The 23,766-nt window shown below is 64.4% G+C and carries 25 protein-coding genes and 1 pseudogene; 9 read left to right on the top strand and 17 right to left on the bottom strand.

The features are described 5' to 3' along the window. A pseudogene (locus tag CFR79_RS13915) lies at positions 1-262 on the top strand (alanine--glyoxylate aminotransferase family protein); the annotation flags it as partial. Between the two features lie 181 nt (positions 263-443). Here the strand turns inward: CFR79_RS13915 and CFR79_RS13910 are convergent. The 3 genes from CFR79_RS13910 to CFR79_RS13900 all read right to left on the bottom strand — a co-directional run bounded on the left by CFR79_RS13910 (position 444) and on the right by CFR79_RS13900 (position 4,994). Next, positions 444-1,727: a DEAD/DEAH box helicase gene (locus tag CFR79_RS13910; protein WP_110548284.1), complete on the bottom strand. Its 1,284-nt coding sequence runs from the start codon at positions 1,725-1,727 to the stop codon at positions 444-446. Between the two features lie 193 nt (positions 1,728-1,920). Continuing rightward, positions 1,921-2,895 carry an Lnb N-terminal periplasmic domain-containing protein gene (locus CFR79_RS13905; protein ID WP_102324236.1) on the bottom strand — a complete coding sequence of 325 codons (975 nt, stop codon included), beginning with the start codon at positions 2,893-2,895 and terminating at the stop codon, positions 1,921-1,923. A gap of 104 nt (positions 2,896-2,999) precedes the next feature. Next, positions 3,000-4,994 (bottom strand): esterase/lipase family protein, encoded by a 1,995-nt coding sequence (locus tag CFR79_RS13900; protein WP_258373625.1) that lies wholly within the window; start codon positions 4,992-4,994, stop codon positions 3,000-3,002. A gap of 155 nt (positions 4,995-5,149) precedes the next feature. Between CFR79_RS13900 and CFR79_RS13895 the strand changes: the two genes are divergently transcribed. The 5 genes from CFR79_RS13895 to CFR79_RS13875 all read left to right on the top strand — a co-directional run bounded on the left by CFR79_RS13895 (position 5,150) and on the right by CFR79_RS13875 (position 6,837). Further along, positions 5,150-5,431 carry a putative hemolysin gene (locus CFR79_RS13895; RefSeq protein WP_102323801.1) on the top strand — a complete coding sequence of 94 codons (282 nt, stop codon included), beginning with the start codon at positions 5,150-5,152 and terminating at the stop codon, positions 5,429-5,431. After that, positions 5,431-5,676 (top strand): hypothetical protein, encoded by a 246-nt coding sequence (locus CFR79_RS13890; protein WP_110548282.1) that lies wholly within the window; start codon positions 5,431-5,433, stop codon positions 5,674-5,676. Before CFR79_RS13895 ends, CFR79_RS13890 begins: the two co-directional genes overlap by 1 nt. Before the next feature lie 52 nt (positions 5,677-5,728). Beyond that, the gene (locus tag CFR79_RS13885) at positions 5,729-6,019 is read left to right on the top strand and encodes a hypothetical protein (RefSeq protein ID WP_132303880.1); all 291 of its coding nucleotides are present in this window, start codon (positions 5,729-5,731) and stop codon (positions 6,017-6,019) included. Positions 6,020-6,132: 113 nt separating this feature from the next. Beyond that, on the top strand, positions 6,133-6,318 hold the full coding sequence (locus CFR79_RS13880) for a hypothetical protein (RefSeq protein WP_102323804.1): 186 nt from the start codon (positions 6,133-6,135) through the stop codon (positions 6,316-6,318). Between the two features lie 126 nt (positions 6,319-6,444). Next, entirely contained in the window at positions 6,445-6,837 is a 393-nt protein-coding gene (locus tag CFR79_RS13875; RefSeq protein ID WP_110548280.1) for a hypothetical protein, read from the top strand. A gap of 101 nt (positions 6,838-6,938) precedes the next feature. Here the strand turns inward: CFR79_RS13875 and CFR79_RS13870 are convergent, their stop codons facing one another. The 3 genes from CFR79_RS13870 to fdhD form a co-directional block, all read right to left on the bottom strand. Next, entirely contained in the window at positions 6,939-7,490 is a 552-nt protein-coding gene (locus CFR79_RS13870) for a DNA-3-methyladenine glycosylase I (RefSeq protein ID WP_102324238.1), read from the bottom strand. Between the two features lie 62 nt (positions 7,491-7,552). Then, positions 7,553-8,221 (bottom strand): GIY-YIG nuclease family protein, encoded by a 669-nt coding sequence (locus CFR79_RS13865; RefSeq protein WP_110548288.1) that lies wholly within the window; start codon positions 8,219-8,221, stop codon positions 7,553-7,555. Positions 8,222-8,297: 76 nt separating this feature from the next. After that, positions 8,298-9,224 (bottom strand): formate dehydrogenase accessory sulfurtransferase FdhD, encoded by a 927-nt coding sequence (gene fdhD / locus CFR79_RS13860; protein ID WP_258373622.1) that lies wholly within the window; start codon positions 9,222-9,224, stop codon positions 8,298-8,300. Between the two features lie 156 nt (positions 9,225-9,380). Between fdhD and CFR79_RS13855 the strand changes: the two genes are divergently transcribed. Continuing rightward, complete coding sequence (locus CFR79_RS13855; RefSeq protein ID WP_456305895.1) at positions 9,381-10,352, top strand: Dyp-type peroxidase; 972 nt, start codon at positions 9,381-9,383, stop codon at positions 10,350-10,352. Between the two features lie 58 nt (positions 10,353-10,410). On the opposite strand, the gene CFR79_RS16255 is transcribed toward CFR79_RS13855, so the two are convergent. Continuing rightward, complete coding sequence (locus CFR79_RS16255; protein WP_258373621.1) at positions 10,411-10,542, bottom strand: hypothetical protein; 132 nt, start codon at positions 10,540-10,542, stop codon at positions 10,411-10,413. Between the two features lie 16 nt (positions 10,543-10,558). Here CFR79_RS16255 and CFR79_RS13850 point away from each other — a divergent pair, with 16 nt between their 5' ends. Next, positions 10,559-11,038, top strand: a complete 480-nt coding sequence (locus tag CFR79_RS13850; RefSeq protein WP_371207660.1) for a hypothetical protein — start codon at positions 10,559-10,561, stop codon at positions 11,036-11,038. Here CFR79_RS13850 and CFR79_RS13845 read toward each other — a convergent pair. From CFR79_RS13845 to mobA, 5 genes are all read right to left on the bottom strand, one after another. Then, the gene (locus tag CFR79_RS13845) at positions 11,035-11,574 is read right to left on the bottom strand and encodes a GNAT family N-acetyltransferase (RefSeq protein ID WP_110548277.1); all 540 of its coding nucleotides are present in this window, start codon (positions 11,572-11,574) and stop codon (positions 11,035-11,037) included. The two genes, CFR79_RS13850 and CFR79_RS13845, sit on opposite strands and share 4 nt — an antisense overlap. A gap of 6 nt (positions 11,575-11,580) precedes the next feature. Continuing rightward, positions 11,581-12,618, bottom strand: a complete 1,038-nt coding sequence (locus CFR79_RS13840; protein WP_110548276.1) for an MYG1 family protein — start codon at positions 12,616-12,618, stop codon at positions 11,581-11,583. A 183-nt stretch (positions 12,619-12,801) separates the two neighbouring features. After that, a complete protein-coding gene (locus CFR79_RS13835) occupies positions 12,802-14,985 on the bottom strand; it encodes a pyrroloquinoline quinone-dependent dehydrogenase (RefSeq protein ID WP_110548275.1) in 2,184 nt (727 codons plus the stop codon). 14 nt (positions 14,986-14,999) lie between these two features. Continuing rightward, a complete protein-coding gene (locus tag CFR79_RS13830; RefSeq protein WP_102323813.1) occupies positions 15,000-15,386 on the bottom strand; it encodes a glycerol dehydrogenase in 387 nt (128 codons plus the stop codon). A gap of 409 nt (positions 15,387-15,795) precedes the next feature. Beyond that, positions 15,796-16,422, bottom strand: coding sequence for a molybdenum cofactor guanylyltransferase (gene mobA, locus CFR79_RS13825; RefSeq protein WP_110548286.1), 627 nt, complete (start codon positions 16,420-16,422; stop codon positions 15,796-15,798). A gap of 96 nt (positions 16,423-16,518) precedes the next feature. Here mobA and mobB point away from each other — a divergent pair, with 96 nt between their 5' ends. Beyond that, positions 16,519-17,049: a molybdopterin-guanine dinucleotide biosynthesis protein B gene (gene mobB, locus CFR79_RS13820; RefSeq protein WP_174234122.1), complete on the top strand. Its 531-nt coding sequence runs from the start codon at positions 16,519-16,521 to the stop codon at positions 17,047-17,049. A gap of 16 nt (positions 17,050-17,065) precedes the next feature. Here mobB and CFR79_RS13815 read toward each other — a convergent pair whose 3' ends face one another. From CFR79_RS13815 to CFR79_RS13795, 5 genes are all read right to left on the bottom strand, one after another. Next, positions 17,066-18,292, bottom strand: coding sequence for a molybdopterin molybdotransferase MoeA (locus CFR79_RS13815; protein WP_110548285.1), 1,227 nt, complete (start codon positions 18,290-18,292; stop codon positions 17,066-17,068). A gap of 34 nt (positions 18,293-18,326) precedes the next feature. Continuing rightward, the gene (locus tag CFR79_RS13810) at positions 18,327-20,642 is read right to left on the bottom strand and encodes an FdhF/YdeP family oxidoreductase (protein ID WP_110548274.1); all 2,316 of its coding nucleotides are present in this window, start codon (positions 20,640-20,642) and stop codon (positions 18,327-18,329) included. 220 nt (positions 20,643-20,862) lie between these two features. Then, positions 20,863-21,321, bottom strand: coding sequence for an RrF2 family transcriptional regulator (locus CFR79_RS13805; RefSeq protein ID WP_102323815.1), 459 nt, complete (start codon positions 21,319-21,321; stop codon positions 20,863-20,865). Between the two features lie 375 nt (positions 21,322-21,696). After that, on the bottom strand, positions 21,697-23,442 hold the full coding sequence (locus CFR79_RS13800) for a putative bifunctional diguanylate cyclase/phosphodiesterase (RefSeq protein WP_110548273.1): 1,746 nt from the start codon (positions 23,440-23,442) through the stop codon (positions 21,697-21,699). A 35-nt stretch (positions 23,443-23,477) separates the two neighbouring features. Further along, the coding region (locus CFR79_RS13795; RefSeq protein ID WP_146220146.1) for an EAL domain-containing protein at positions 23,478-23,766 on the bottom strand (289 nt) is incomplete at its 5' end.

The raw sequence follows: 23,766 nt of genomic DNA, 5'->3' as shown, positions 1-23,766 counted from the left end.
CATTCCCGCCAGCGTCGATGGCGAACGGGTGCGCGGCCGCATGCGCGAGGATTTTGAAATCGAGATCGGCACCGCCTTCGGCCCGCTGCAGGGCAAGGTGTGGCGCATCGGGGCCATGGGCTACAATGCCGAGAAGTCGAAGGTGCTGCTCACCCTCGGTGCGCTCGAAGCCGTGCTGCGTCAGGAGGGCCACGCCTTTACCGCGGGCGCAGGCGTGGATGCGGCGCTGGCAGCTTACAACGCCATGACGGTTCCCGCCTGACCGATAACCTCACGTCAGGACGGGTTTCCGGCCATGCCGGCAGGATGACAGATGGCGGAAACCAGATTACATCCCGTTACCGGCAACAGGCGTGACTTCTGCTTCCTGCTTCTCTGCAAACCAGCGGGTTTTCAGATATTTATTCCGCTTTGGGCGTAAAGACCTGAAAACCCATACATGATCAGGCTGTTTTTCTGGCCGCTGCCCGCGCGGCTTCCTTTTCTTCCTCGGTCCAGATCTTGCGCTCGCGCTTGACCTGCGGCTTGATTTTCTTGACCGGCCCGCCACCCAGAACCGGTGCCCGCATGGTCGAGTTCCGCGCCGCTTCCGAATGCCACGGATGATCGGTGTGGACCGTCAGGCTGCGTCCGATCTCGCGCTCCACATCATGCAGCCACGCACGCTGCTCGGCATCGCACAGGGTAATGGCGATGCCGCTGCGTCCTGCGCGGCCGGTGCGGCCTATGCGGTGGACATAGCTTTCGGGCAGGCTGGGCAGGTCATGGTTGAAAACATGCGTGACCGTATCGACATCAATGCCGCGCGCCGCAATATCCGTCGCCACCAGCACCTGCACGCTGCCATCGCGGAACGCATTCAGCGCCCGTTCCCGCTGTCCCTGCGACCTGTTGCCGTGCAGGGCCTCGGCCGTGATGCCTGCCCCGGTCAGAAAGGCGCAGACTTCGTTGGCGATGTTCTTCTGCAGGGTAAAGACGACTGCCTGACCGATCTCCGGCGCCTTCAGTTGCGCGAGGAGGGCTTCTTTCTTGTTGGCTGCATCAAGGAACATGACCGACTGTTCGATCCGGTCCACGGTGGTTGAAGGGGGCGCGATTTCCACCCTGGCCGGATCACGCAGAAGGCTTTCAACCAGGGCTGCGATGGACTTTGGCATCGTTGCGGAAAACAGCACTGTATGGCGATCCTTCGGCAGGGTCGCGACAATGCGCTCGATCGGCCTGGCGAAACCCATGTCGAGCATCTGGTCGGCCTCATCCAGCACCAGTGCCTCAAGCTGCGACAGGTCGCACAGCCCCTGCTCGATCAGGTCCAGCAGCCGCCCCGGCGCGGCCACGATGATATCCACGCCATCCCTGAGCGCATTGACCTGATGCAACTGGCTGACGCCGCCGAAGATCGTTGTCACGCTGAACGGCAGGTGACGGCCAAAGCTCTCGAACCCGTCCGCGATCTGCGAGACCAGTTCGCGCGTCGGCGCAAGGACAAGGACGCGGGCACCGCCCCGGGGGGCCGGACGGGGGGCCGCGGCAAGGCGATGCAGCAGCGGTAGCGCGAAGGAAGCCGTCTTGCCCGTGCCTGTCTGGGCCATGCCCAGCAGGTCGCGGCCTTCCAGCAGCATCGGGATCGATCGGGCCTGAATGGGTGTCGGGTTCACGTACCCTTCCTCGGCCAGTGCAAGGAGCACGGGCTCCGCGAGGGAGAGGTCGGCGAAAGTCATGGACATGGTGAAGCGGCGCCTCCGGCGCTCGGTAAGGCTGCGCCTGGTCGGGCTTCGCTGGTTGAAAACGAGGGCTTTTTACGGAGGATGTTCAACTGCGTCAATATGACGCAACGGGACGGCGGCACGTCCTGCCCCTGAAGCGGCCGTATTAAGGAACGGCCCCCGTCCAGCCAGACCGGCCGCAGGCTTTCAGGGACTACCGCGCGGGCGGCCCTTCCGGTGGGGGCAGGGTTGCGCGGATTTCGTTGGAATAATCGGCGTCGATTACGGCGCCGGGCGGGCGGATGATGCGGCTTGCGGCGTGCAGCGCGTTAAAATCGGGGTAGCGTGCCGGGTCGTAGGGACCAAGCAGGTCCATGTCATAGGCCATGGCCGCCGTATGCCCGCTGAGGATGACCCGCCAGTCCAGCCGGTAGCGCAGCCGCGCGCCCGCGCGGGCCAGTATGCCGGTGGTGCAGTTATCGGTCAGCGTGTTGTACCATACGGGATGGGCGATGATGTCATGTATCGCGCCGACATAGCTCAGGAACAGCCGCTCACGCACGGCGGGGGTTATGTTCAGGCGGTACAGATATACGCGCTCGCGCCGTGTGTCGGTGCGCACGCCAATCAGGTCACGTTCATCGGCGGTGACGAAAAACAGTTCGTAATGATGAAAGAACCCCGCAAGGGTGGAATAGGGAAAACGCGCCTGCCGCCGGGTCTCGATCGAGATGGCGAGGTGTTTCCCATCCGCGAAGCCGAAGCTGAGGAACACATGCGCAATCGCGTCCCCCGCCCAGTAGGAGGTGACAAGGTCCACGCGCTCAAGCTGCTTCAGGTCATAGGTGGCGTCATACCATGCGGGTATGTAATCGCTCTCGCTCCGGTAACGGAAGTTGCGGACATGGCGCACATGCACCACATCGCCGTCACGCCACGCATCGGCGGGAATGGCGTATTCCTCGGCCCAGTCACGGTCATTGCGCGGCGGATCGGTTACGTACCACGCCGCATACACGCCAAGCACCGCCACCCGCCCCGCGCGTGCCAGCCAGACCGGGCGCAGCCACCGCGCCCCCACCATCACCACCACGAACCCGCCGGTCAGCCCCAGCCGCAGCGCATCGGGCATGAGGGTGGAATAATACAGCCCCCCTGCCCCCAGCGCCACGCCCGCAAGGCCCGCCATGCGCGTAATCCACCACCATGCCCGGCGGCTGCGCGGGACCGTGGGACGGCCCGCCGCATCCGGGTTGCGCCGCATCCGTGCCCGCAGCCGCGCGGCCCATCCCGTCATGGCCGGGGCGCCTGCGGCGTGGCGATTGTGGGGGATGCCGGGGCCTGCACCTTACGCGGGGCAAGATCGGGATTGGCGGCGAGTTGCAGCAGCAGGATGCGCCGGACTTCCGCAATGGTGAAGGGGTTGGACTGCGTGGAATGTTCCGAATGGCGGACCACCAGTTCGGAATCCACATCCGGTATATGCGCGCTGGCATAGGCCACGACGCCATCATCCGCAGTCGCCAGCGGCTCCCCGTTACCACAGACGGGAATGATGGAATGGGCATGCACATCGGGCATGATGGGGATGGTGGGCAGCGTGCGCATGAACGCGCTGCGTGGCGACATGGCATAGACGCTGCCCAGACGGAACACGCGGCTGGCCAGATGGGTGCTGTCGCCTGATCCGGTCAGGATCTCGCGCGCGGTCTCGCTCACGCGCAGCGGCAGGCTGGCCATGCTGCCCACCCACTGCGCCAGCGACATGCCCGCAAGGTAGCTGCCATGCTGCGGCGTGGCGATGAACACCACGCGCTGGATTTCGGGCATGGGGGTCGGGAACATGGTTTCGCGCACCATCTGCCGGGTCCTGCGGTCCAGCCGGAAGGTGGAAAGCGGGCGGCCCGCCGTGCCATTCCACAGCCTGTCGCCGGGATTGATGACCAGCATGCGCGCCAGCAGCCCGCCCTGGCTGTGCCCCACCACGGTAATGTGCCCCAGCGCGGGATCGGCCTTCACACCGCCCAGGCTGTCCACCGCCTGCGTTATCGCGCGCCGCAGTTCCCATGCGGAATAGGGAATGGGGCTGGATGTGGCGTAGGAGTAGAACCAGAAATCGAAATGGTCGCGTATGCGCCGGTCCTCCAGCAGGTCATTGACCATGCTGGCCCAGCGGTACGGGCTGGACGCCGTGCCATGCACGAACACCACCGGCATGTTGCCCGGCCGGTGCGGCGTCATGGCCACCAGATGGGGGTGCGTGCCGTCGAAGGTCGTGCCCTGCAGGAAGCCGGTATATTCCTGCGCCCACAGCGCGGAATCCCGCAGGCTCAGCGCGCGGGCCGCCGTCTGGTCGTATTCGGCGGGGACGGTGGCCTGACCGATGCGGGTATCGGGGCTGTCATCCATCACCCGCAGCACCAGCCGCCCGTGCAGGTGATCCGTCAGCACCTGCGCGCGCGGATCGTCGATTTCCAGCAGCAGGCTGGCGGGCACGCGCAGCCGGTCCGATATGCTGAAGCGGTCCGTATCATCGCCATCTTGTGTGGCGGCGCGGGCCGTGGACGGGGGAACTGCCATGTTGGGGTAGGCCGGGTCCGGGCGGCCCAGCGCGGTCAGCGGTTCGCCAAGACCGGGGGTGCGGTAGACATTGCCGATACCGCCCACCGCCAGTGTTGCGGTCGGGCGCAGGTTTTCCAGTATCCGCCCCTGCCAGCGCAACTGCGCGGGATCGGCGGCAAGGTCGATGGTACCAAAGGGCAGCGCGCGTTCCTGCGCCGCAAGGCTTACGGGTGCTGGAAACGCCGCCGTCAGGCCAAGGTTGTACAGGTCGCATGCCTGCCGGAAGCGTTCGTCATACGGGCTGGGACCACCCGCGCGCCCCGGTTGCAGGAAGGCGTAGGCATAAACGGCGGCGGCAAGGAAATCCTGTGCATGGTGATGGCGCAGCCCCTGCCGGTAACTCAGTTCCGCCAGCGCGAACAGCATGTCGGCACTATCATCCGCCATGGCCGCCGCCGCCTGCGTGCGCAATGCGGTTATGGCCCGGTCGGGGTGATTGCGCCACAGCGCCAGCAGCCCGCGGCGGCGCAGCACGATCATGGTGTCATTACCCGGCGCGTTGCCCTGTAGCGCGCTGCGGCTGGTGGCGCGGTAGCTCTGCACCAGCGAAACCTGACGCACCGTAACCGGCCCCGCGCATCCCGCCAGCATCACCAGCGCCATAAACCCGCCCATACGGCGCATGGCCATGCCCGCACGGGGTTGAACAGCGCGGCGCGCGCGCATGGAAATCCGTCTCATTACGCCAGATTAGGCATCTGGCGCATAACAGGAAACAGGCAATCGACATGAACCCGCGCCCGCGTGGTCTGGAACCCGCCGGACTTTGCTGATAGCAGGTCGATATGACATGCCCTGAACCGAAAGTGGCCTGACCTGACATGAACCCGTTTGCCCGCCTGTCCCGCCCCGCCATCCGCGCCCTGCGCGCCACGGCCCTTGCCGCATGCGTGCTGTCCATCGCGCCGTGCGCCAGCGCGCTGGCCGTCACCCCCATCGGCATGGCCAACCCGGCATCGAAATACTGCGAAAATCGCGGCGGCCGGGTGGAAATGCGCCGGACATCAACCGGGGTCGCCGGGTGGTGCCACCTGCCCAACGGGACGGTGGTGGATGAATGGAAACTGTTCCGCGCGGGCCATCCCGCCATGCACCGCCGCTGATGCCCGGGCCGCTGGCGCACGCGGCGTACCGGGGGGTGATGATGGCGGCCCTGCTGGCGCTGGCGGGGTGTGACGATGCGCTCATGCACCATCACCTGCCCCCGGCGCAGGACTGCGCGCAGCGGGGCGGGTCATGGCGCGTCCTGCGCGGTGGCCATGTGGGGGTATGCACCCTGCCGCCGGGCGGCAGGGTAGCGGGCTGGACCATCGCGCCCCATCCCCGCGCCAGACCGCCACGGGGCTGATGCAACCGGCAATCCTTCCGCCCGTTTTTCGCGGTATATGGAGGAGGAAGCCGTGCCGACCGCATATGCAAACCATCCGCGCCGGTCCATCCGGCTGGGCGTTGTGTGCCGTCTTTCCGCATCGCTGCTTGCGATCCTGCTGCTGGCCCTGCAACTGGCGCTGTCGGGGTGCAGTCGCGCGGTGGGCCGCGATGCGTGCATCACCTGCGCCGGTGAGGTGCTTCCGGGTGGAAAGCCCGTCACGCGCAAGGCGGGGGAAGAACGGGTGATCGTGCCACCCCCACCCGGCACGCAACCGGCCAGCCGCGGCATGAGCGACACACCCGAACGCGATCTGGCCTGATCCGTCACACCTCACACAAACGTGCGCGCAGGCCACCCTAATGACGGCAAACCCGCGCCCCCTTTCCCACGTTTCTTCCCCGTAACCCCAACAGGATAAAGGGAGGACAGACGATGCAACATTCGCTTATCCACCACCTGCCCATTACGATGGGAATGGGGACCGGGCGCACCGTTCACGCGCATGGCGCACCCGTTGCGCCGTTGCAGCAGGCGCTGGGCCGCCGGACCACCCTGCCGTGGTCCCGCATGCCAGCCCGTACGCATACGGCCATGTCCGCACCGCGCCTGCGGCGCTAAACCGCCGCCCGCGCCCCTGCATGCCGGGACACCGTGCAGGAACCACAAGGCAGAGTCCCGCTAACAAGGGGATGCCACAGGCCCAGTGCCCCGGCGTTTCCCCCTGATGTGTTAACGGAGCCTAACATGACGATTTCCCGTAATGTATCCGACATCACCACCCGTATCGGCGATTTCCTGACCGGGGCGCTGGGCGACCGTTCCGGCGCGGTCTCGGTGCTGAACGATATCCTTGGCCCGCTGCCTGCCCCCGATCACCCCAGCATGCTGGAAAACCGTGCCGAGACGCAGGGCATGCTGCCCCTGATCCGCACATGGCAGGCGCAGGACAATCCGGAACCGGCGGACGAAAGCACGATCCACGCGCTGTTCAAACCCGTGGAAATCGAACGCTTTTCCACCCAGACCGGGCTGTCGGGCATTGCCGCGATGCAGATCCTGCGCGAGGTGCTGCCGATTGCGGTACGCCACCGCGCCCTGAGCGCCCGCGCAGGCTGGCAGCAGCCCAACATGCATTAACGCCTGTCCGGCCCCGGCCGGCACGGCATGGGCGGGATGCACGCAGCACCCGCCCCACCTGACCCGCCCGCTGGCGTGACACCCGGCGCGGCGGGTTTCTGTTATCCGGCGCGTGGTGACGCGGGCTTTGTCGTCCCGTCACATGCAGCGTAGCGAAAACAGGCCGGATCGTGATCGTTGACCATGCCCGCCGCCTGCATCCACGCATAGGCGATGACGGGACCGACAAAACGGAACCCCCGCGCCCGCAATGCAGCCGACATGGCATGCGACAGCGGGGATGACGCCAGCACCTGCCCGCTGTGATTATGTACCGGGGCATCGGGCACCATCGACCATGCGAAGGTTGCAAAATCCTCTCCCTTTTCCCGCATGGCGATATAGGCGCGCGCATTGCCGATGGTCGCCACGATCTTGGCGCGCGCGCGGATGATGCCGGGATCGGCCATCAGGCGTTCCACATCCGTATCATTAAAAGCCGCCACGCGGTCGGGATCAAAACCGGCGAAGGCGCGGCGGAACCCCGCACGCCGCTTCAGCACCGTGCGCCATGACAGACCGGCCTGAAAACTTTCCAGCGCCAGCATTTCCCACAGCATCCGGCTGTCACGCACCGGCTGGCCCCATTCGTCATCATGATAGGCCATCATCATCGCATCCGCCTGCGCCCAGCCACAGCGCGGGCGGGCGGGATCGGGGACCAAAGGGGAATCCGTCAATCTTCGCCCTGCTCCATTTCCTCACGCAGTTCGACCAGCGTTCTGCCCTGATATTTCCAGTAGCGTGGTCCCTGATACGCGACGTTATCAATCCCGGTCCGGCTCCCGATTTCGCAGGCGGCGGCGCTCAGGCTGGTAATTTTATTTTCGAATTCGATCTTTCGGTCATCAACGACACGACAGGTAATATCAGGATCATAAATCCATTCCAGTATCGTGCCCGGCTTGATATCCACCATTTTAAAATTGAAAACGGATGCCCGCCTGTTCGCTGATTTCAGGGCTGCGATATCACTGCTTTCTTCCGCCCCTGCATCTTCGCCTATGGCGATTTCCTCGCCCGGCAGCAGATTGAAAATGACCCTGACGCGTTCGGGATCAATGCGGAAAAATTCGCGGTTTTCATTAATCCGGTGATCGCCAAAGGCCGTATGCAGCGTGGCTTCGACCCTTGCATAATCCTGAACGCGCTTGGCATACGCACATTCAAATGGAACCGGCACGCCGCAGGTATACAACTGCTTCATTCTGGCCGGTAAATCCCCGGCGGTAATCCCTATCTTGATCAGTCCGGGCATGACCGGATTGGTCAGGATATAGACGATCCCGACCCCGGAACCGGTATCAGATGAATATGTCAGTGCGGTTGACTGCTGCGCGTCCATGTTCAATCCCTAATGGAATCCGCTCAGGGCTGGCAATGTTTCAGTTGGTTATGACAGGGATGCCGCAGCATTGCCATCAGACAGACAGCGGCGCCATCACCACGTTTTCACGCACCGGGGCCAGCAGGGTCAGGCCGGACCGGGTAGCGACGCGGATGGCGCGTGCGGTGGGTGCGGATATGGCGGCCAGCGCGGGCATGCCCGCCATGATGGCCTTATGCGCCATTTCGTAGGAACAGCGGCTGGTAATCAGGCAGAACCCACAGCCGAAATCCGTGCCCGCGCGCACCCCCGCCCCGATCAGCTTGTCCAGCGCGTTATGGCGGCCCACGTCCTCGCGCACATGCACGATTTCACCATCGGGCGCGCACCATGCGGCGGCATGCAGCATATGGGCGCGCGCGTTAAGCACCTGCCGCCCGCGCAACCGGCCCAGCGCGGCATGGACGGCGGCCAGTTCCGGCGGGGCGCAGGGCACGCGCGGGGTGGGCCGTTGCAGCACGTCGCTGGCATCGGTGCCGCATACGCCGCAACTGGTGCGCCCGGCGATCGCGCGCCGCCCGCGCTGGAGCAGGCGCTGGAACGACGGGCCATCAATCCGTGCGTCAACCTGTATATGTTCTGCTTCCACCCGCACCGTCATGCCTTTCAGCGCGCTTGCGTCGGGCACGATCCCTTCGGTCAGGGCGAAGCCGGTCACGAAATCCTCCAGATCCAGCGGGGTCGCCATCATCACCCCATGGGGCATGGTGTTGAAGGTCAGGCTGACGGGGGTTTCTTCTGCAATATCCAGCGTTTCAATGGCCGGGGGTATGGTGTTGCGGTGGGACTGCATGCGGCAGGCGACGATGGCGGGGGGCAGCGGGCGCGTCATGCAGAGTGGTCCATGCAGATGAAGGGGCCGGGGCATCGCGCCCGTGCGGGAGCAGGCCAGCATACGGCCCGCGCATACCTGCGCGCAACCATCCGCCCGCCGGGCCGCGCGGGCTGCGACGGGTGGCATGTCCCGTAGAGTCTTGAGTTTACGGGCGAATGATGTAGTGCTGTCGGCGCGGATGCGGTGGCCATGCCCCGCCGCCGCACGGTCCGATCGTTAAGGAATTCCGGCTTGTTTCCAGCTAAACCCCAACCCGTTGACACCGCGCTGACACGATCGGCGATGTTTCTTGTCCTGACCCTTGACCATGGCGCGCAGGCCGCGGCCACGGTGCGCGACCTGTGCGGGGATCTGGCGGCGTTGCGCCGTGGCGTGGGGTTTCGCGTGCCCGATGGCGACCTGTCGTGCATCATGGGGATCGGGTCCGATGCGTGGGACCGGGTCTTTGGCGCGCCCCGCCCGGCGGAACTGCACCCGTTTCGGGAAATAGACGGCGTTCACCACGCCCCCGCCACGGCGGGCGACCTGCTGTTCCACATCCGCGCGGAACGCATGGACCTGTGTTTTGAACTGGCGCGGCACATCGTCTCCCGCCTTGAAGGCGTGGCGCAGGTTGTTGATGAGGTGCATGGCTTCAAGTATTTCGACGCGCGCGACCTGCTGGGTTTTGTCGATGGCACGGAAAACCCGGTCAGCGATGAGGCGACGGACGCAACCATCATCGGGGCGGAGGACGCGCCCTTCGCCGGGGGCAGCTACGTGATCGTGCAGAAATACCTGCATGACCTGAAGAAGTGGGACATGATCCCCGTCGCGGCGCAGGAAAAGATCATCGGGCGCAGAAAGCTGTCCGATATCGAACTGGCGGATGAAGCCAAGCCCAGCTACGCCCATAACGTGCTGACCAATATTGAAGAAAACGGGCAGCAGCTTCAGATCCTGCGCGACAACATGCCCTTTGGCGATGTGGGCAGGGGCGAATTCGGGACCTATTTCATCGGCTACGCGCGTTCGCCCGGCCGGGTTGAACGGATGCTGGAAAACATGTTCATCGGCAGCCCGCCGGGCAATTACGACCGGCTGCTGGATGTCAGCCGCGCGGTTACGGGCACGCTGTTCTTCATTCCCACCGCCACATTCCTTGAAAACGCGCCACAGGCCACGCCGGATGGGGCGGATGAAAACCCCGCCCCCGCGCAGCCGGTCATGGCGGAGGGTTCTCTGGGTATCTGTTCGCTGAAGCAGGCGGACTGACGCGACCGCTCCCGTCCTGACCGCCAGCGTCGCGCCGGTTATCCGGCATCGGGTGGCATCACTCCCCCTGCCCCGCCATGATCGCGGTGCCGGAACGCATGGCAGCACCCTGAATCCGCAAGGGAACCATCGCCGGGTGGATGCGTGTGTTCAGGATACGCCATTGCGCTTCCGCAGGGGCATCCGTCATCACATAAGGGCACCAGATCATTCATAAGATCGGCATACTCTCCCGCTGGGCATTTGCCGGGGCAAGCAGCCTTCTCATCCTTCTTGCGGTCCTGCTGCTCATCTCTGGCATGGTGGGCCTTGTTTCGGCCTTTAATGTCTCGCTGAACCACGGGCGCGAGGAAATCCTCCAGACCATCAGCTACGTCGTCATCGCCATAGCCGTGTTCGACGTGGCCAAGTATTTTATCGAGGAGGAGGTCCTGCGCCCCAAGGGCAAGCAGTCACTGGCCGAAGCCCGCATCAGCCTGACCAAGTTCATGACCACCATCATCATCGCCGTCTTTATCGAAGGGCTGGTGGGCGTGTTCGAGCGCAGCAGTAAGGCCCCGCAGGACATCCTCTACCCCGCCGTGCTGCTGGTGGTCGCAACCGCCATGGTCGTGGCGTTGGGCATTTACCAGAAACACAGCGTCGGGGCCGAACGCGAAAAGAAGGAACGCGACCTGATCGGCTAGGGCATGCCGCCGGGCCGGGGATCATCGCATAGCAGCGCCCAGCGTTCATGATCGCGCCATTGCCCGCCAATACGCAGGTAGCGCGGGGAAAACCCTTCCAGCCGGAAGCCAAGGCGGCGGACCAGCGCGATGGAGCGCAGGTTTTCGGGCTGGATGTTGGCTTCGACCCGGTGCAGCCCGATTTCGGTAAAGGCATGGGCCAGCGTCTGGCGCACAGCCTCGGTCATCAGGCCGCGCCCGGCGGTAGCCACCATGCCGTAATAGCCCAGATAGGCGCTCTGGAATCCCTTAAGGAAAATCTGGCTCAGGCTGGTGACGCCCACAATCCGGCCTGACCCGGCCTCCCGCGCGACAAAGGCGGCCTGCGCGCCGGTACACAGGGTGGCGAACCATTCGCTGAACCCCTCCATCGTGATGAAGGGATGGGCGAAGGGGGCGTGGTAATCGCGGCTGTCCCGATTGGCCTGTACCAGTTCGGCCCCGTCGGCACGCCGGACGGGGCCCAGCGACAGGCGGGGCGGCTGTGTTTCCACCATGGCCACTCAGGCCGTGGCGGGCCTGGCGCCGTTTTCGCGTTCGTCAATTTCCAGCGCCAGACGCGCCATTTTCAGCGCCCCTTCCCGGCTGCCCGCGCCGCAGATGAAACGTGCGGGATGGGCGAAAACCGCATCCGGCACGCCACATACCGCAGCCAGCGCGCTGCCATCCAGCCCGCGCCATGCTTCAGGCAGGGAGACACGCTGCCCGAAATCACCGCGCACCGGCGGCACCGCCTTCACGTTCCAGCGGTCGGCCCCCACGGGGGAGACGACATAGACGACCGGCAGGTCATGTTCAAAAATCACCTTTTCGGTCGGCATGCCGGTTTCCATCAGCAGGATGCGCTTGTCCTGCGCATTGGCATAGGCTTCCAGCACGCGGCCGGTGGCCTTCAGGCTGGCGCGCACGCGATCGACCATGTTGACCAGATGCGCCGCGACCGCCGTTGCGGCATTGGCGAAGCCAAGGGATTCACGCGCCCTGGCTTCATCCGCGCCATACAGTTCCGCCGTGTCCCACGGCGCGCTGCATGCCGATACGATATCGGCCAGCGACAGCTTGCCCATCTTCACCACGCCGTTGTCATCCTGATCGATGGGCAGGACCAGCGAACGGTCCAGCGCCTTCCAGATCGCGGCAAGGGTGGCGTCGTCCTGCGGCACTTTCAGCAGGTTGCGGATCGCGGCCATGCCGTAATCCTTCCACAGCAGGCCCGCAGCGCTGTACGGCGTGCCGTCGTCGCGCAGCGGCTTGTCCTTCATGTGGTGGTCGTAGCGCCCGTGGGCGGGGTCATAGACGCCGCCCACGTCAAATACGATGTCCGCTTCACGGATGCGTTCGGGCGAACGGGTGCGGGTGAAGGTCAGCCGGTCGGCGGGCGCATCCCCCAGCACACGGCCGCGCAGGTCGCCCTGCGGGGCCAGCGCGTAATGCAGGATGACGTAGCCCAGCGTCTCGTCCACATGGAAATTGCCCGAATGGGTCAGCGCCCGGATGGGGGTGGTCCCATTATCAAGACCAATGGGGGTGTATTCGGACATATGCGGACCTGCTGACTGAAATGAATGAAATCTGTTGGCCCCTCATGCCGCAAAGGCCGCCATCATACAATAAACTTCCGTGTCGATGCCCCCGCCCTGCCCCGCCGTGGCGGCGGCGACATAAAAAAACCGGGGCCGACAGTGCGGCCCCGGTTCAGGGTGCTGGCTATGGCCAGTGTTGCGTCAGTTCACGTTGTCCAGCGCATAGACCACAAGGTCGTCCGTAACCGGCGTCATCATGAAGTGATGGCCACCGGCCATGATGGCGACGTACTGCTTGCCCTTGTATTCATACGTCATGGGCGTGGCCTGTCCGCCACCGGGCAGGACATCGTTCCACACTTCCTTGCCGGTATGGATGTCGAAGGCATGGATCATGTTATCCGTCGTCGCGGCAACAAAGATCAGGCCCCCTGCGGTAATGACCGGCCCGCCATTGTTGGGCGTGCCGATGTTAAGCGGCAGATGCGTGGGCAGGCCGAACGGACCGTTGGCGCGCGCGCTGCCCAGCGGGTGCTGCCACAGCACCTTCTGCGTGTGCATGTCGATGGCGGTAATCATGCCATAGGGCGGACGGTTGCACATCATGCCCGTATATTCATCCCAGAAGGGCGAAACCACGATGCCATAGGGCGTTTCCGCCATCGCACCCGCACCTTCGGCCCCCCCGCCGCCGGGCTTGTAGTTCGGATCGTCCACCGGCATCAGGCCAAGCTGGTCCGCCTTCTTGCGGTTGACCAGCTGGTCATACATCGGCGTGTTGTTCCAGTTGGCGATCAGGATGCCGGTCTTTTCGTCATAGGCGACGCTGCCCCAGTCGGACCCGCCGTTATAGCCGGGATATTCCAGCCAGGGCTTGTCAATGCTGGGGGGCGTGAACTCGCCCACGTAATGCGCGCGGCGGTATTTCAGGCGGCAGTAAAGCTGGTCGATGGGGGACATGCCCCACATGTCCGCTTCCTTCAGCGGGGCGAAGCCAAGGCGCGGCATACCAACCGACCAGGGCTGCGTGGGCGCGCGCGTATCGCCCGGCACCATGCCCGGCGAAGGCGCGGGCCGTTCTTCCACCGGCAGCACCGGGTCGCCCGTGCGGCGGTCCAGCACGAAGGTCTGGCCACGCTTGGTCGGCATGATCAGGGCCGGAACCGTCGTGCCATCAGGTTTGGTGAAGTCCATGAGCGTGGGCTGGGAACCGATGTCGTAATCCCACACGTCCTTATGCACGGTCTGGAACACCCAGCGCGGCTCGCCCGTTTTCACGTCGATCGCCACCACGGCGGAGGACACCTTGTTTTCCTCCGGCGAACGCATGGCGCTGTAGTAATCGGCGGCCGAGTTGCCCGTGGGCACGTAAACCAGCCCCAGGGCGTTGTCGCCAATCATCGCCGCCCACGAATTGGGGGTGCCACGGCTGTAATGCTCGCCTTCCTTCGGCTCGCCATGTTCATGGGGGCGGTTGACATCCCATGCCCACAGGAAGCGCCCGGTTTCGGCGTCGTAGCCACGGATCACGCCAGAGGGCGCCCAGCGGCGCTGGCCATCAAGGATTTCCTGATTGGTGATGATCGCGCCATTGACGATCGGCGGCGGCGCGGTTTCGGCCACGAAGCCGGGCACGGACTCACCCATCCCCTTCATCAGGTTGACCATGCCGTGCCAGCCAAAGCCTTCGCACACCTTGCCGTCCTCGCTGTCCACCTCGATCAGGCGTTCGTCCAGCGTGGCTTCAAGGATGCGGTGGTGGCAGTGCTCGCCTTCCGGCACGGTGGAGGAGGTGTAATAGACCACCGCCTTGCACGCCGCCGTATAGGGGATGCTGTCGTATTTTTCATTGGCATGGAAGTGCCAGACTTCCTTGCCCGTGGCCGGGTCGATCCGCATCATGTCGTTCATGGCCGAACACATGTACAGCCCGTCACCCACCTTGATGGGCGTGGTTTCGGCGGCCCATTTGTTGGTCTGTCCCGGCGCGGGCTTGCTGCCGGTGTGGTAGATGAAGGCGCGCTTCAGGTGGCCGACATTGGATGGCGTGATCTGGTCCAGCGGCGAAAAGCGGGTCGCCCTGTCATCGCGGCCATAGCCGGGCCAGTCATCATGCGCGGGATTGGCTGTGACCTGCTCGACCATCGGCGTGGCCTCGCTGGGTTCGGCGGGCGGGCCGTCGGGAATATTGGCGGCGTTCACGCCCGGCGACTGCGGTGCGTTGGGCGACGGGGGGGCAAAACTGTCCGCAGGCGGCGCGGGCTGTTCCGCGGGCGGCGTGGCGTTGCCCGTGCCGGGAGGCTGGTCGGCGGGGGGCACCTGCGCGATGGCGGCGGCCGTCATGCCCGCGATGATGGTGGCGCCCAGCAGGACGTTACGCAGCATTGGTTTGGGAGACATTACGCAACCTTCCGCGCTGAGGGTGAATGCGCGGCTTCGGCGCGTTTAAGCACGGGCATACACAGCAGCACGGCAATGGCGATCAGGCTCGGCCCGAACACGCGCGGCAGCAGGCCCCAGCCATCCAGCCCCACTTCCCACAGCGCCCACAGCCATGTGAAGGCGCAGGCCGCAAGGTAAAGCAGCGCCCCGGCCACGCGGCCAAGCGCCATGAGCACGCCCGAAAGGGTGACGGCAAGACCGCAGATCACGTAGTACCATGACCCGCCAAGGGCAGCGAGTTCCGCACCCATGTAAACAAGCGGCAGACCCAGCAGGATAATGATGACCGCCAGTACAAGCGTCGCCCACCCGGCGGCGTCCTGTGGTCTCATGAAAGAAGACATGATGGATGTTCCTTCTGTATCGTTGGGTGGAAGCTAGTCCCGGCTTTTACAAATACGAAAAAACGAAACCGCGATCTTGGTAACAAGTTTATTACGAGTGTATTGATAAAGTTAGCATTTCGTAAAAATCGGGTAAGGTCATGTGCGGCATAATCGCCAGACATGCAATAAACGGGTAAAGAAAATATTTTTTTTACTTGGACCCGCCCTAGCGGGAACCATTACGATGCGGTCATGATTCCGGGCGGACCGGGGCATGCAGGCCCCCCTGTCTCCTCGCCCGGCAGCAGCAGGCGGGGAACCCGTTTTCACGCATTCTCATGACGATCCGCCCATCCATCCACGCGGCGCATGAACACGGCATTTCCTTCCGTATGGGGTGCCGGCCACGGCGGTCACGGCTGCGTCGTTACGGGGTGACGGGTCCGGCCTGATCCATGCGGGCGGCATGCTGGCAGGCGGCCTGATGATCATCAGGCGTATTGATGTTGAAGAACGGGTCCACCCCACCGGCCAGCGGCGCGAAAGCGACCGGGCGCGCATCCAGCCGGTCGGCCAGCGTGCGGACACGCGTGGCGCTGCGCCGGTTTTCGGGCGTGATGTCCGCAAGCTGCGCCGCCAGCATGTCGCGGCATGCAACCGGCCACGCGGCCACAAGGCTGTGCCGCTGGCCAAGACTGGTGGCGAAGGATGGCGCGGGCAGCAGCCGGGGCACGAGATCCGCCGGGATAAAGGGCGTATCCCCCGGCACCGTCACCAGTACGTCCAGCCCCGCGTCGTGCGCCCATTCCAGCCCACGCAGCACGCCCGCCAGCGGCCCCGCCCCGGCAACCCGGTCGGCCAGTACCGGCAGGTTCCACCGTGCATAACGTGCGGCGTCACCATTGGCGCTGATGGCCAGCCGCGCGCAGTCGCGCCGCAGGGTTGCGATCACCCGTTCAATGCAGTTCAGCGCGCCCAGCGGCAGGAGCGGCTTGTCCACGCCCCCCATGCGCCGGGCTTCCCCGCCCGCCATGACCAGCCCGCCAGCCTTCATGGCCGCGTGGTCCCCGCCATGTCGTGGCATTGCGTCATGGCCTGCCGCGCCATACGCTGCGACAGCCAGCCCACAGGATTACAAGGTTTCGCGCACATGTCCCATCCAGCACTTCAGGCCCTGATCGGTATTACGGGGCGCAGCGGGTCGGGCAAGACGCACCTGCTGGCCCGGCTGCTGCCGGTGCTGCGCGCAGGCGGGCTGGCCGTATCCACCATCAAGCATACCCACCATGATATCGACATTGACCGTCCCGGCAAGGATTCATGGCTGCACCGCAATGCGGGCGCGGGCGAGGTCATGCTGGCCACGCCGGGGCGCTGGGTCCTGCAACATGAATGTCCCGATGCGCCCCCCACCCTTGCGGAACTGCTGGGGCGCATGCAGCGCACCGATCTGGTGGTGGTGGAAGGTTTCCATGCCAGCGTTCCCGCCTGTATCGAGGTCTATCGCCCCGCATTGGGCAAGGAACCGCTATTCATGCGGCAGGACAACATCATCGCCATCGCCACCGATACGCCCGGTGCCCCCGGCCTGCCCGCGCACCTGCCGGTTCTGGACGTGAACGACACGGCGGCGGTGGCGCGGTTCGCGCTGGAGCATGCCTGTTCCGTGCAACTGGACTGACCCGCCATCAGCGCCGTCAGGCCAGCGCGGATGGCGCGTGAAGCGGGATGGCCCACGCCACCTGTCCCGCCCGCACCGGGTTTTCGGCACTGGCGGCCAGCAGGGCATCGGCGCGGGAAAACGCGATGATGTCCGATGCGCCAGCCGTTGGCACCCGCACGAAGTGCCAGCCCTGCGGCCCGCGCCGCATGGATACGGGTATGAACCCGGTGGTATCGGGCGGGGCGTCGGCTGAAAAATCCGCCGTGGCGCTGACCTGCGCCATATCCGCTGGCGCCCCGGTCAGCACGCGCAGGTAAGGCTGCACGAAGGCCAGCGCACAGATGGCCGCAGCCCCCGGATTGCCGGGCAGGCAGAACACCGCCCGCCCATCATGTTCCAGCATGGTGAAGGGCTTGCCGGGGCGGATGGAAACCCCACGGAAAACGATCCGCGCGCCCATTGCCAGCAGGATATCCAGCATATGATCGGTGCCGCCAACCGATATGCCCCCCGTGGTCACCACCACATCCGTCCCGGTGCAGGCCGCGCGCAGGTGGGCGGCCTGCATCGCGACATCATCGGACGCGACACTGCACGTCCGCACCCGCGCACCCGCACTGCCCAGCATTGCGGCCAGCATGGGCGTGTTTGAATCCGCGCACGCCCCCGGCGCATCGGCGGCCAGTTCGGCCCCGTTGGACAGCACGCATACGCGCGGCCTGCGGGCCACCACCACGTCCTGCATGCCCTGCGACGCCAGCAGTGCAACATGCCGCCAGTCCAGCACCTGTCCCGCGCGTACCAGCACATCGCCCGCGCCGAATTCCTCGCCCCGGTAGCGGATATTGGCTCCCGCCTGCGCAAGGGCCGTGGCCGGGGCCACCTGGTCGCCCGCACCCAGCGTCATCCGTTCGACCGCCATAACGCAGTCCGCGCCCGCCGGTATGCGCGCACCCGTCAGGATGGCGCGCGCATGGCCCGCTGCAAGGGCTGCCGGCCTGTCCCCCGCCACCGTGCGCCCGTCCACCGGCAGGCTGCCCTGTGCCACCATATCGGCATGGGCGAAGGCATAGCCATCCAGCGCGGAAATATCGGCGGGCGGTCGGGGGGAAGTGGCCTGCACCGCATGGGCGGCCACCCTTCCCGTGGCCTGGGCAAGGGGCACCCGCGCCACGGGCTGCGGCGTCTGGCGGGCATGGGCCAGTACCAGTCCCAGCGCGGTGGCGTAATCCACCCGGCGGGCGAAGTCATGCACGCTCATCTGTATCTGGCCCTGATGCATCTGGCTGCTTCGTTCAGGCGGGTTGCAGTGCTTCGGCCTGCGGGGCGGTCGCTGCGGCATGGACGCGTACGGGAATGGACTTGGCCGCGGGCGTGCCGCTGATCTGGTCAAAATGCGATAGCGGCAGAAGCGGGTTGAGTTCGGGATAGTACCCCGCGATCGAACCGCGCGGCATGGGATACGGCAGCACCATGAAGCCGCTTAACCGGCGTTCGACCCCGTCATTGCTGATGGTTTCAAGATCCGCCAGCATGCCTTCGCTCAGGTTGCGTTCGCGCATGTCCTCCTCGTTCATGAAGATGACGGTGCGGGTGTTGTACACGCCCCGGTAGCGGTCATTATTGGTGTAGATGGTGGTATTGTACTGATCGTGCGAGCGGATGGTGGACAGACGCAGCATGTCGGAGCCGCCAATGGGCGTGTCTTCGTCCAGTCCGTCGATCAGCAGGAAATTGGCCCGCCCGGTCAGGGTATTCCACCGGCGCTCACGCGGGGGGACCGGCAGGGCAAAGCCTTTGGTGGCGCGGATGCGGGTGTTGAAACCGGCGTACAGGTCCGGATAGACCTGCGCGATCCGGTCGCGGATCAGGTCATAGTCATCAATGAAGGATTCCCACGCGATGCTACTGTCCGGCAGGGTCGCGCGCGCCATGCGGCACACGATTTCGATTTCCGATCGCAGGTCGGGACTGGCGGGATGCAGCACCCCGCGCGATGCGGTGACGTTGGACATCGCGTCCTCGATCGTGACGAATTGCGGCCCGGTTTTCTGGTGGTCGATTTCGGAACGCGCGATGACCGGCAGGATCAGCGCATCACGCCCATGCACCAGATGCCCGCGATTGAGCTTGGTTGCGATCCCCACCGTCAGGTTCAGCCGCGACATGGCCGCATACGCAACGGGGGTGTCGGGAATGGCATGGATGAAGTTGCCCCCCATGCCGATGAACACCTTCGCCGTGCCGTCAATCATCGCCTGCACGGATTCAACCACATGGTGGCCATGTTCACGCGGCGGGTTGAAGCCGAATACTTCCTGAAGCCGGTCGAGATAGACGGGGCTGGGCTTTTCATCAATGCCGACCGTGCGGTCACCCTGCACGTTGGAATGGCCGCGCACGGGGCATATCCCTGCCCCCGGCTTGCCAAAATTGCCACGCAGCATGAGCAGGTTGGCAATCTGGTGGATCACGCGCGATCCCTGCTGGTGCTGCGTCACCCCCATGCCGAAGCAGATGATGGTGGCGCTGGATGCGGCATAGATCGCGCCCACGCGGCGGATCTGTTCTTCCGTCAGCCCCGACACCGCCACGATGTCGGCCCATTGCGTGGCTTCGATATCAGCTTTCAGCGCCTCGAAACCGAATGTGTGTTCGGCAATGAACGCATGGTCCAGAACAGCAGGTTCGCCCCTGGCCGCAGCTTCGGCATCCAGTTCGAACAGGGTTTTCATCACCCCCTTGAGGAAGGCCGCGTCCCCGCCGATGCGCACATGGCAGAACTCACTGGCGATGGGGGTGGAGCCGAACGTCGCCATCTTGATCGGGTCCTGTGGCTCGGTAAAGCGGATCAGGGCGCGTTCGGGCATGGGGTTGACGGCCACGATGGGCGTGCCGCGTTTGCGGGCATGGACCAGTTCGGTCATCATGCGCGGGCTGTTGGTGCCGGTGTTCTGGCCGATGATGAAAATGGCTTCGGTTTTGCCGAAATCCTCCATCCGCACCGTGCCCTTGCCAATGCCGATGGACAGCGGCAGGCCACGGCTGGTCGGCTCGTGGCACATGTTGGAACAGTCGGGGAAGTTGTTGGTGCCGTAGGCGCGCACGAATACGGAATACAGGAACGCGGCCTCGTTCGACGTGCGGCCGGAGGTATAGAATTCGGCCTGATCGGGACTGTCCAGCGCCTGCAGGTGCTGGCCGATCAGGGCATATGCCTCATCCCATGTGCATGGCACGTAATGGTCGGTCGCGGCGTCATAGCGCATGGGGTGGGTCAGGCGGCCCTGTTCTTCCAGCCAGTGATCGCTGCGCGCCATGAGTTCGGTAACGGTATGGGCGGCGAAGAATTCGGCCCCGATGTGGCGCTTCGTTGCCTCGAACGCCAGTGCCTTGGCCCCGTTTTCGCAGAATTCAAGGGTTTTTTCCCGGTCCGGGTCCGGCCACGCACAGCTTGGGCATTTGAAGCCATCGGGGTGGTTCATCGCCAGCAGCGCGCGCGATCCCTTGGCCAGCACGCTCTGTTCCATCAGCACGCGGGCTGTGGCGTTCGCCGCCCCCCAGCCACCGGCGGGATGGGTATAGGGCTTGTATTGCGGCTTGTCGGACATGGCTTTCCCGTATCGTTCTGCGTTGGCAGCATGTGGCCTTTGCCCGAAGGAAAGACCCCCTGACTGCGCCATTGCAACAGGAAAAACCCATATCACATTGTAGATAAATGAGTTTTATCTTTTCATAATTGAAATCTATCAAAAACCCGCGAATTATCTGCCCTGTTTATATATAGGCATATACAGACATATAAAGCCATCCCCTTGAACCCGCCTGTGGTTACGGCATGCCATCGGGCAGATCCGCCTGTCCGGCGGGCGGCGGGCGGCCCGGCGGGGGCAGGATATCGCGCAGCGTAACGGTATCCAGTTCCGCAAGAAATGCGTCCAGCGCGCGCGACAGGATGGGACGCAGGGTGCATATATCCGCCAGCAGGCAGTCCTGTTGTCCATTGGCGGGCGTGCAGGCCGCAACCGGTTGCAGGCTGGCTTCCATCCGCCGCACGACGGTCCCGATCACGACATCTTCCGGCGGGCATGCCAGTTCCACCCCGCCACTGCGCCCCCGATGCGCAAGGACGACCCCGTCATGGGCCAGATGGCTGACCACCTTCACCAGATGGTTGTGGGAAATGCCGTGCAGGCCGGCGATATACTGGATCGGGATGCGCCTGCCGGGGTTCTGGCCCAGATGGAGCAGAACGCGCAGCGCGTAATCCGTGTGTAACGTCAGCCGCATGGTGCGGGCGGGACCGGCCGGGAAACCTGCCCGTCAGCAGCGCCGGTCATGCGCGGCATCCGTGGCTGGAACTGTATGGCCATGACATGGCGGGCATGATGCTCCTGTCATTTGCGTATAGGCCCCGATAAATCGTGAACAATCGGTGTTGCGCAACACTGTGCATTCCCACCGGAAAACAGTGCAATACAATTGATATTTATAATTTTTTAATTTTCTGTATACGACACATATATACCATCTTCCGACCGCCGCACCGCTTTTGCGGCACCTGCCTGTCCGGTGCGGTGATGGGTGATTTCATGAAATGATGGCGTCAGCCGTCCCGACAGGCATGATCCGCCCGGCGATCAGCCGCGCAGGCTGCCCAATGGGTCAGGCATCCTGCGGGATTTCGCCCTGCCCCGTGTCGGGAATATGCTTTTCCAGCACGACCAGCAGGTTCCCCGCCGAAATGGGGGCGGAGATATAGAAACCCTGAATCCGGTCCACCCCGATTTCGCGCAGGATGGCCATCTGTTCCTCCCTCTCGACCCCGCCAACCGTCACATCCAGCCCATAGGCATGGGCAAGGCCGCACAGATGCGCGATCACCGCGCGGGCCTGCTGGCTGTGTTCGATACCGGCCACAAGGGTACGGGAAATCTTGACCATCGAGAACGGAATGCTGCGCAGGATCTCAAGCGGCAGCATGGCCTGCCCGAAATCATCCAGCGCAAGCTGGAACCCCTGCGCCGCCAGTTCGTGCAGCCGTTCCAGCATCCGGTCCGAACGTCCGGCGGACAGGACGGATTCCGATATTTCCAGCACATAATTCGCGGCCTTGCCGCCCTGCCGCCTGATCTCGATTTCCAGTTCATTCTGGAAACTGACATTCAGCAGGTCCAGCCGGGACAGGTTGATGGCAAGGCTCGGGCAGGCATCAAGGTTGCTGGCCCACAGCCGCATGTCATCACGAAAGACACGGACAAGCTGCGGGCTCATCATCCGTGCCAGCGCGGCGTCCAGAAACACATCGCGGAAGCTGTCCGCCGCCAGCAGCCCGCGCTGCGGGTGATGCCAGCGCAGCAGGGCTTCCATCTGGTCGCACTGTCCCGTGCGCAGGTTCAGGATGGGCTGGTAATACAGTTCGAACTGGTCTTCTTCCACCCCACGGCGGGCATCGGCCAGGATCTGCGCGCGTTCGATGCTCTGCTGGTGCAGGGCGATATCGAACATCCGCGCCTGATTGCCGCCCGCGCGCTTGGCGGCGTATAGCGCGACATCCGCGCTTTTCTGCAATGTCTCGGCGCATTCCAGCGCCGCGATGGGGGTAATGCCCACGCTGCCCGATACGCTGACCATGGTGCCGCCGACCTCGACGGGGGTTTCCAGCACCGACAGCAGCCGCTCCAGCAGGGCGGGCAGCGGCATGCGGTCAAGCGTGTGGCTTATGATAAGCGCGAATTCGTCGCCACCCAGACGGCATGCCGCATCTTCGGGATGGATCAGGTCCAGCAGGCGGCGCGCCATGACCTTGAGCACCACGTCACCCGCATGGTGGCCGTGGATGTCATTGATCTGCTTGAAGCCGTCAAGGTCGAACATCATCAGGAACGCATCGCGCGCGATGTCCTGCGCCTTGCGCTCCACTGCGGCCTGAAGCACGGAGTTGAAGCCGCCACGGTTGAACAGGCCGGTCAGCGGATCGGTCGCGGCCAGCGATTTCAGCCGGTCGCGCACGTTCATCAGTTCCGTTATCTCGAACCGCGTGGCCACGTAGCCTTCGATCGCGCCCAGCGCGTTATGCTTGGGCATGATGGTGGTGCCGACCCAGTACAGCGTGCCATCCTTCGCCCGGTTGCAGATATTGCCGCGCCAGATGCCGCCTGCGCGGATGGTGCGGTACATCTGCCGGAAGAACGCCGCGTCGTGATAGCCGGAATTGACGATGCGGTGCGTCGCCCCCAGCAGTTCCTCACGCGAGTAGCGGCTGATCTCGCAGAACCGGTCGTTGACATAGGTGATGATGCCCCGCACGTCGGTAATGGCGACGATCAGCACGTTGTCCACCACATCGGCCCAGAAATCGGAATCCTTGTGGGTCAGCGCGCGCAGGCGGTCATCATGTTTGAATGGCATTATGTGGAAATCCCCCTCGGTCCCGCTTGGTCCTGTCAGGACGTGGCCGATGTGTGCGGGCCTGAGGCGGCACCAGTCGCGCGTATGGCAGCCGGACCACCCCCATCGCGCACCCACTGTTCCATCTTGCGTGGGGTCAGGGGACGGGCGAACAGATAACCCTGCATCACGTCACAGTCCAGTTCTTCCAGCAGCGCGCGCTGTTCCGCCGTCTCGACCCCTTCACCAACCACGGTCATGCCCAGCCGCCGCCCGATGCCGATGACCGCCATGGTCACGGCCTGCACGTTGGTATCGTGTTCAAAATTATGGATGAAGCTGCGG

Origin of the sequence: Komagataeibacter saccharivorans (assembly GCF_003207825.1) — a bacterium.
Taxonomy (GTDB): Bacteria; Pseudomonadota; Alphaproteobacteria; order Acetobacterales; family Acetobacteraceae; genus Komagataeibacter; species Komagataeibacter saccharivorans.
Note: the sequence above shows the minus strand (reverse complement) of the source record. Positions and strands in the feature narration are given on the sequence as shown.

Bases quoted from the DNA above. Each gene is read 5' to 3' on its own strand.
- CFR79_RS13910 (WP_110548284.1), bottom strand. From the start codon at position 1,727: ATGTCCATGACTTTCGCCGACCTCTCCCTCGCGGAGCCCGTGCTCCTT.
- CFR79_RS13905 (WP_102324236.1), bottom strand. From the start codon at position 2,895: ATGGCGGGCCTTGCGGGCGTGGCGCTGGGGGCAGGGGGGCTGTATTAT.
- CFR79_RS13900 (WP_258373625.1), bottom strand. From the start codon at position 4,994: ATGCGCGCGCGCCGCGCTGTTCAACCCCGTGCGGGCATGGCCATGCGC.
- CFR79_RS13895 (WP_102323801.1), top strand. From the start codon at position 5,150: ATGAACCCGTTTGCCCGCCTGTCCCGCCCCGCCATCCGCGCCCTGCGC.
- CFR79_RS13890 (WP_110548282.1), top strand. From the start codon at position 5,431: ATGCCCGGGCCGCTGGCGCACGCGGCGTACCGGGGGGTGATGATGGCG.
- CFR79_RS13880 (WP_102323804.1), top strand. From the start codon at position 6,133: ATGCAACATTCGCTTATCCACCACCTGCCCATTACGATGGGAATGGGG.
- CFR79_RS13875 (WP_110548280.1), top strand. From the start codon at position 6,445: ATGACGATTTCCCGTAATGTATCCGACATCACCACCCGTATCGGCGAT.
- CFR79_RS13870 (WP_102324238.1), bottom strand. From the start codon at position 7,490: ATGATGATGGCCTATCATGATGACGAATGGGGCCAGCCGGTGCGTGAC.
- CFR79_RS13865 (WP_110548288.1), bottom strand. From the start codon at position 8,221: ATGGACGCGCAGCAGTCAACCGCACTGACATATTCATCTGATACCGGT.
- fdhD (WP_258373622.1), bottom strand. From the start codon at position 9,224: ATGCCACCCGTCGCAGCCCGCGCGGCCCGGCGGGCGGATGGTTGCGCG.
- CFR79_RS13855 (WP_456305895.1), top strand. From the start codon at position 9,381: ATGTTTCTTGTCCTGACCCTTGACCATGGCGCGCAGGCCGCGGCCACG.
- CFR79_RS16255 (WP_258373621.1), bottom strand. From the start codon at position 10,542: ATGACGGATGCCCCTGCGGAAGCGCAATGGCGTATCCTGAACACACGC.
- CFR79_RS13845 (WP_110548277.1), bottom strand. From the start codon at position 11,574: ATGGTGGAAACACAGCCGCCCCGCCTGTCGCTGGGCCCCGTCCGGCGT.
- CFR79_RS13840 (WP_110548276.1), bottom strand. From the start codon at position 12,618: ATGTCCGAATACACCCCCATTGGTCTTGATAATGGGACCACCCCCATC.
- CFR79_RS13835 (WP_110548275.1), bottom strand. From the start codon at position 14,985: ATGCTGCGTAACGTCCTGCTGGGCGCCACCATCATCGCGGGCATGACG.
- CFR79_RS13830 (WP_102323813.1), bottom strand. From the start codon at position 15,386: ATGTCTTCTTTCATGAGACCACAGGACGCCGCCGGGTGGGCGACGCTT.
- mobA (WP_110548286.1), bottom strand. From the start codon at position 16,422: ATGAAGGCTGGCGGGCTGGTCATGGCGGGCGGGGAAGCCCGGCGCATG.
- mobB (WP_174234122.1), top strand. From the start codon at position 16,519: ATGTCCCATCCAGCACTTCAGGCCCTGATCGGTATTACGGGGCGCAGC.
- CFR79_RS13815 (WP_110548285.1), bottom strand. From the start codon at position 18,292: ATGAGCGTGCATGACTTCGCCCGCCGGGTGGATTACGCCACCGCGCTG.
- CFR79_RS13810 (WP_110548274.1), bottom strand. From the start codon at position 20,642: ATGTCCGACAAGCCGCAATACAAGCCCTATACCCATCCCGCCGGTGGC.
- CFR79_RS13805 (WP_102323815.1), bottom strand. From the start codon at position 21,321: ATGCGGCTGACGTTACACACGGATTACGCGCTGCGCGTTCTGCTCCAT.
- CFR79_RS13800 (WP_110548273.1), bottom strand. From the start codon at position 23,442: ATGCCATTCAAACATGATGACCGCCTGCGCGCGCTGACCCACAAGGAT.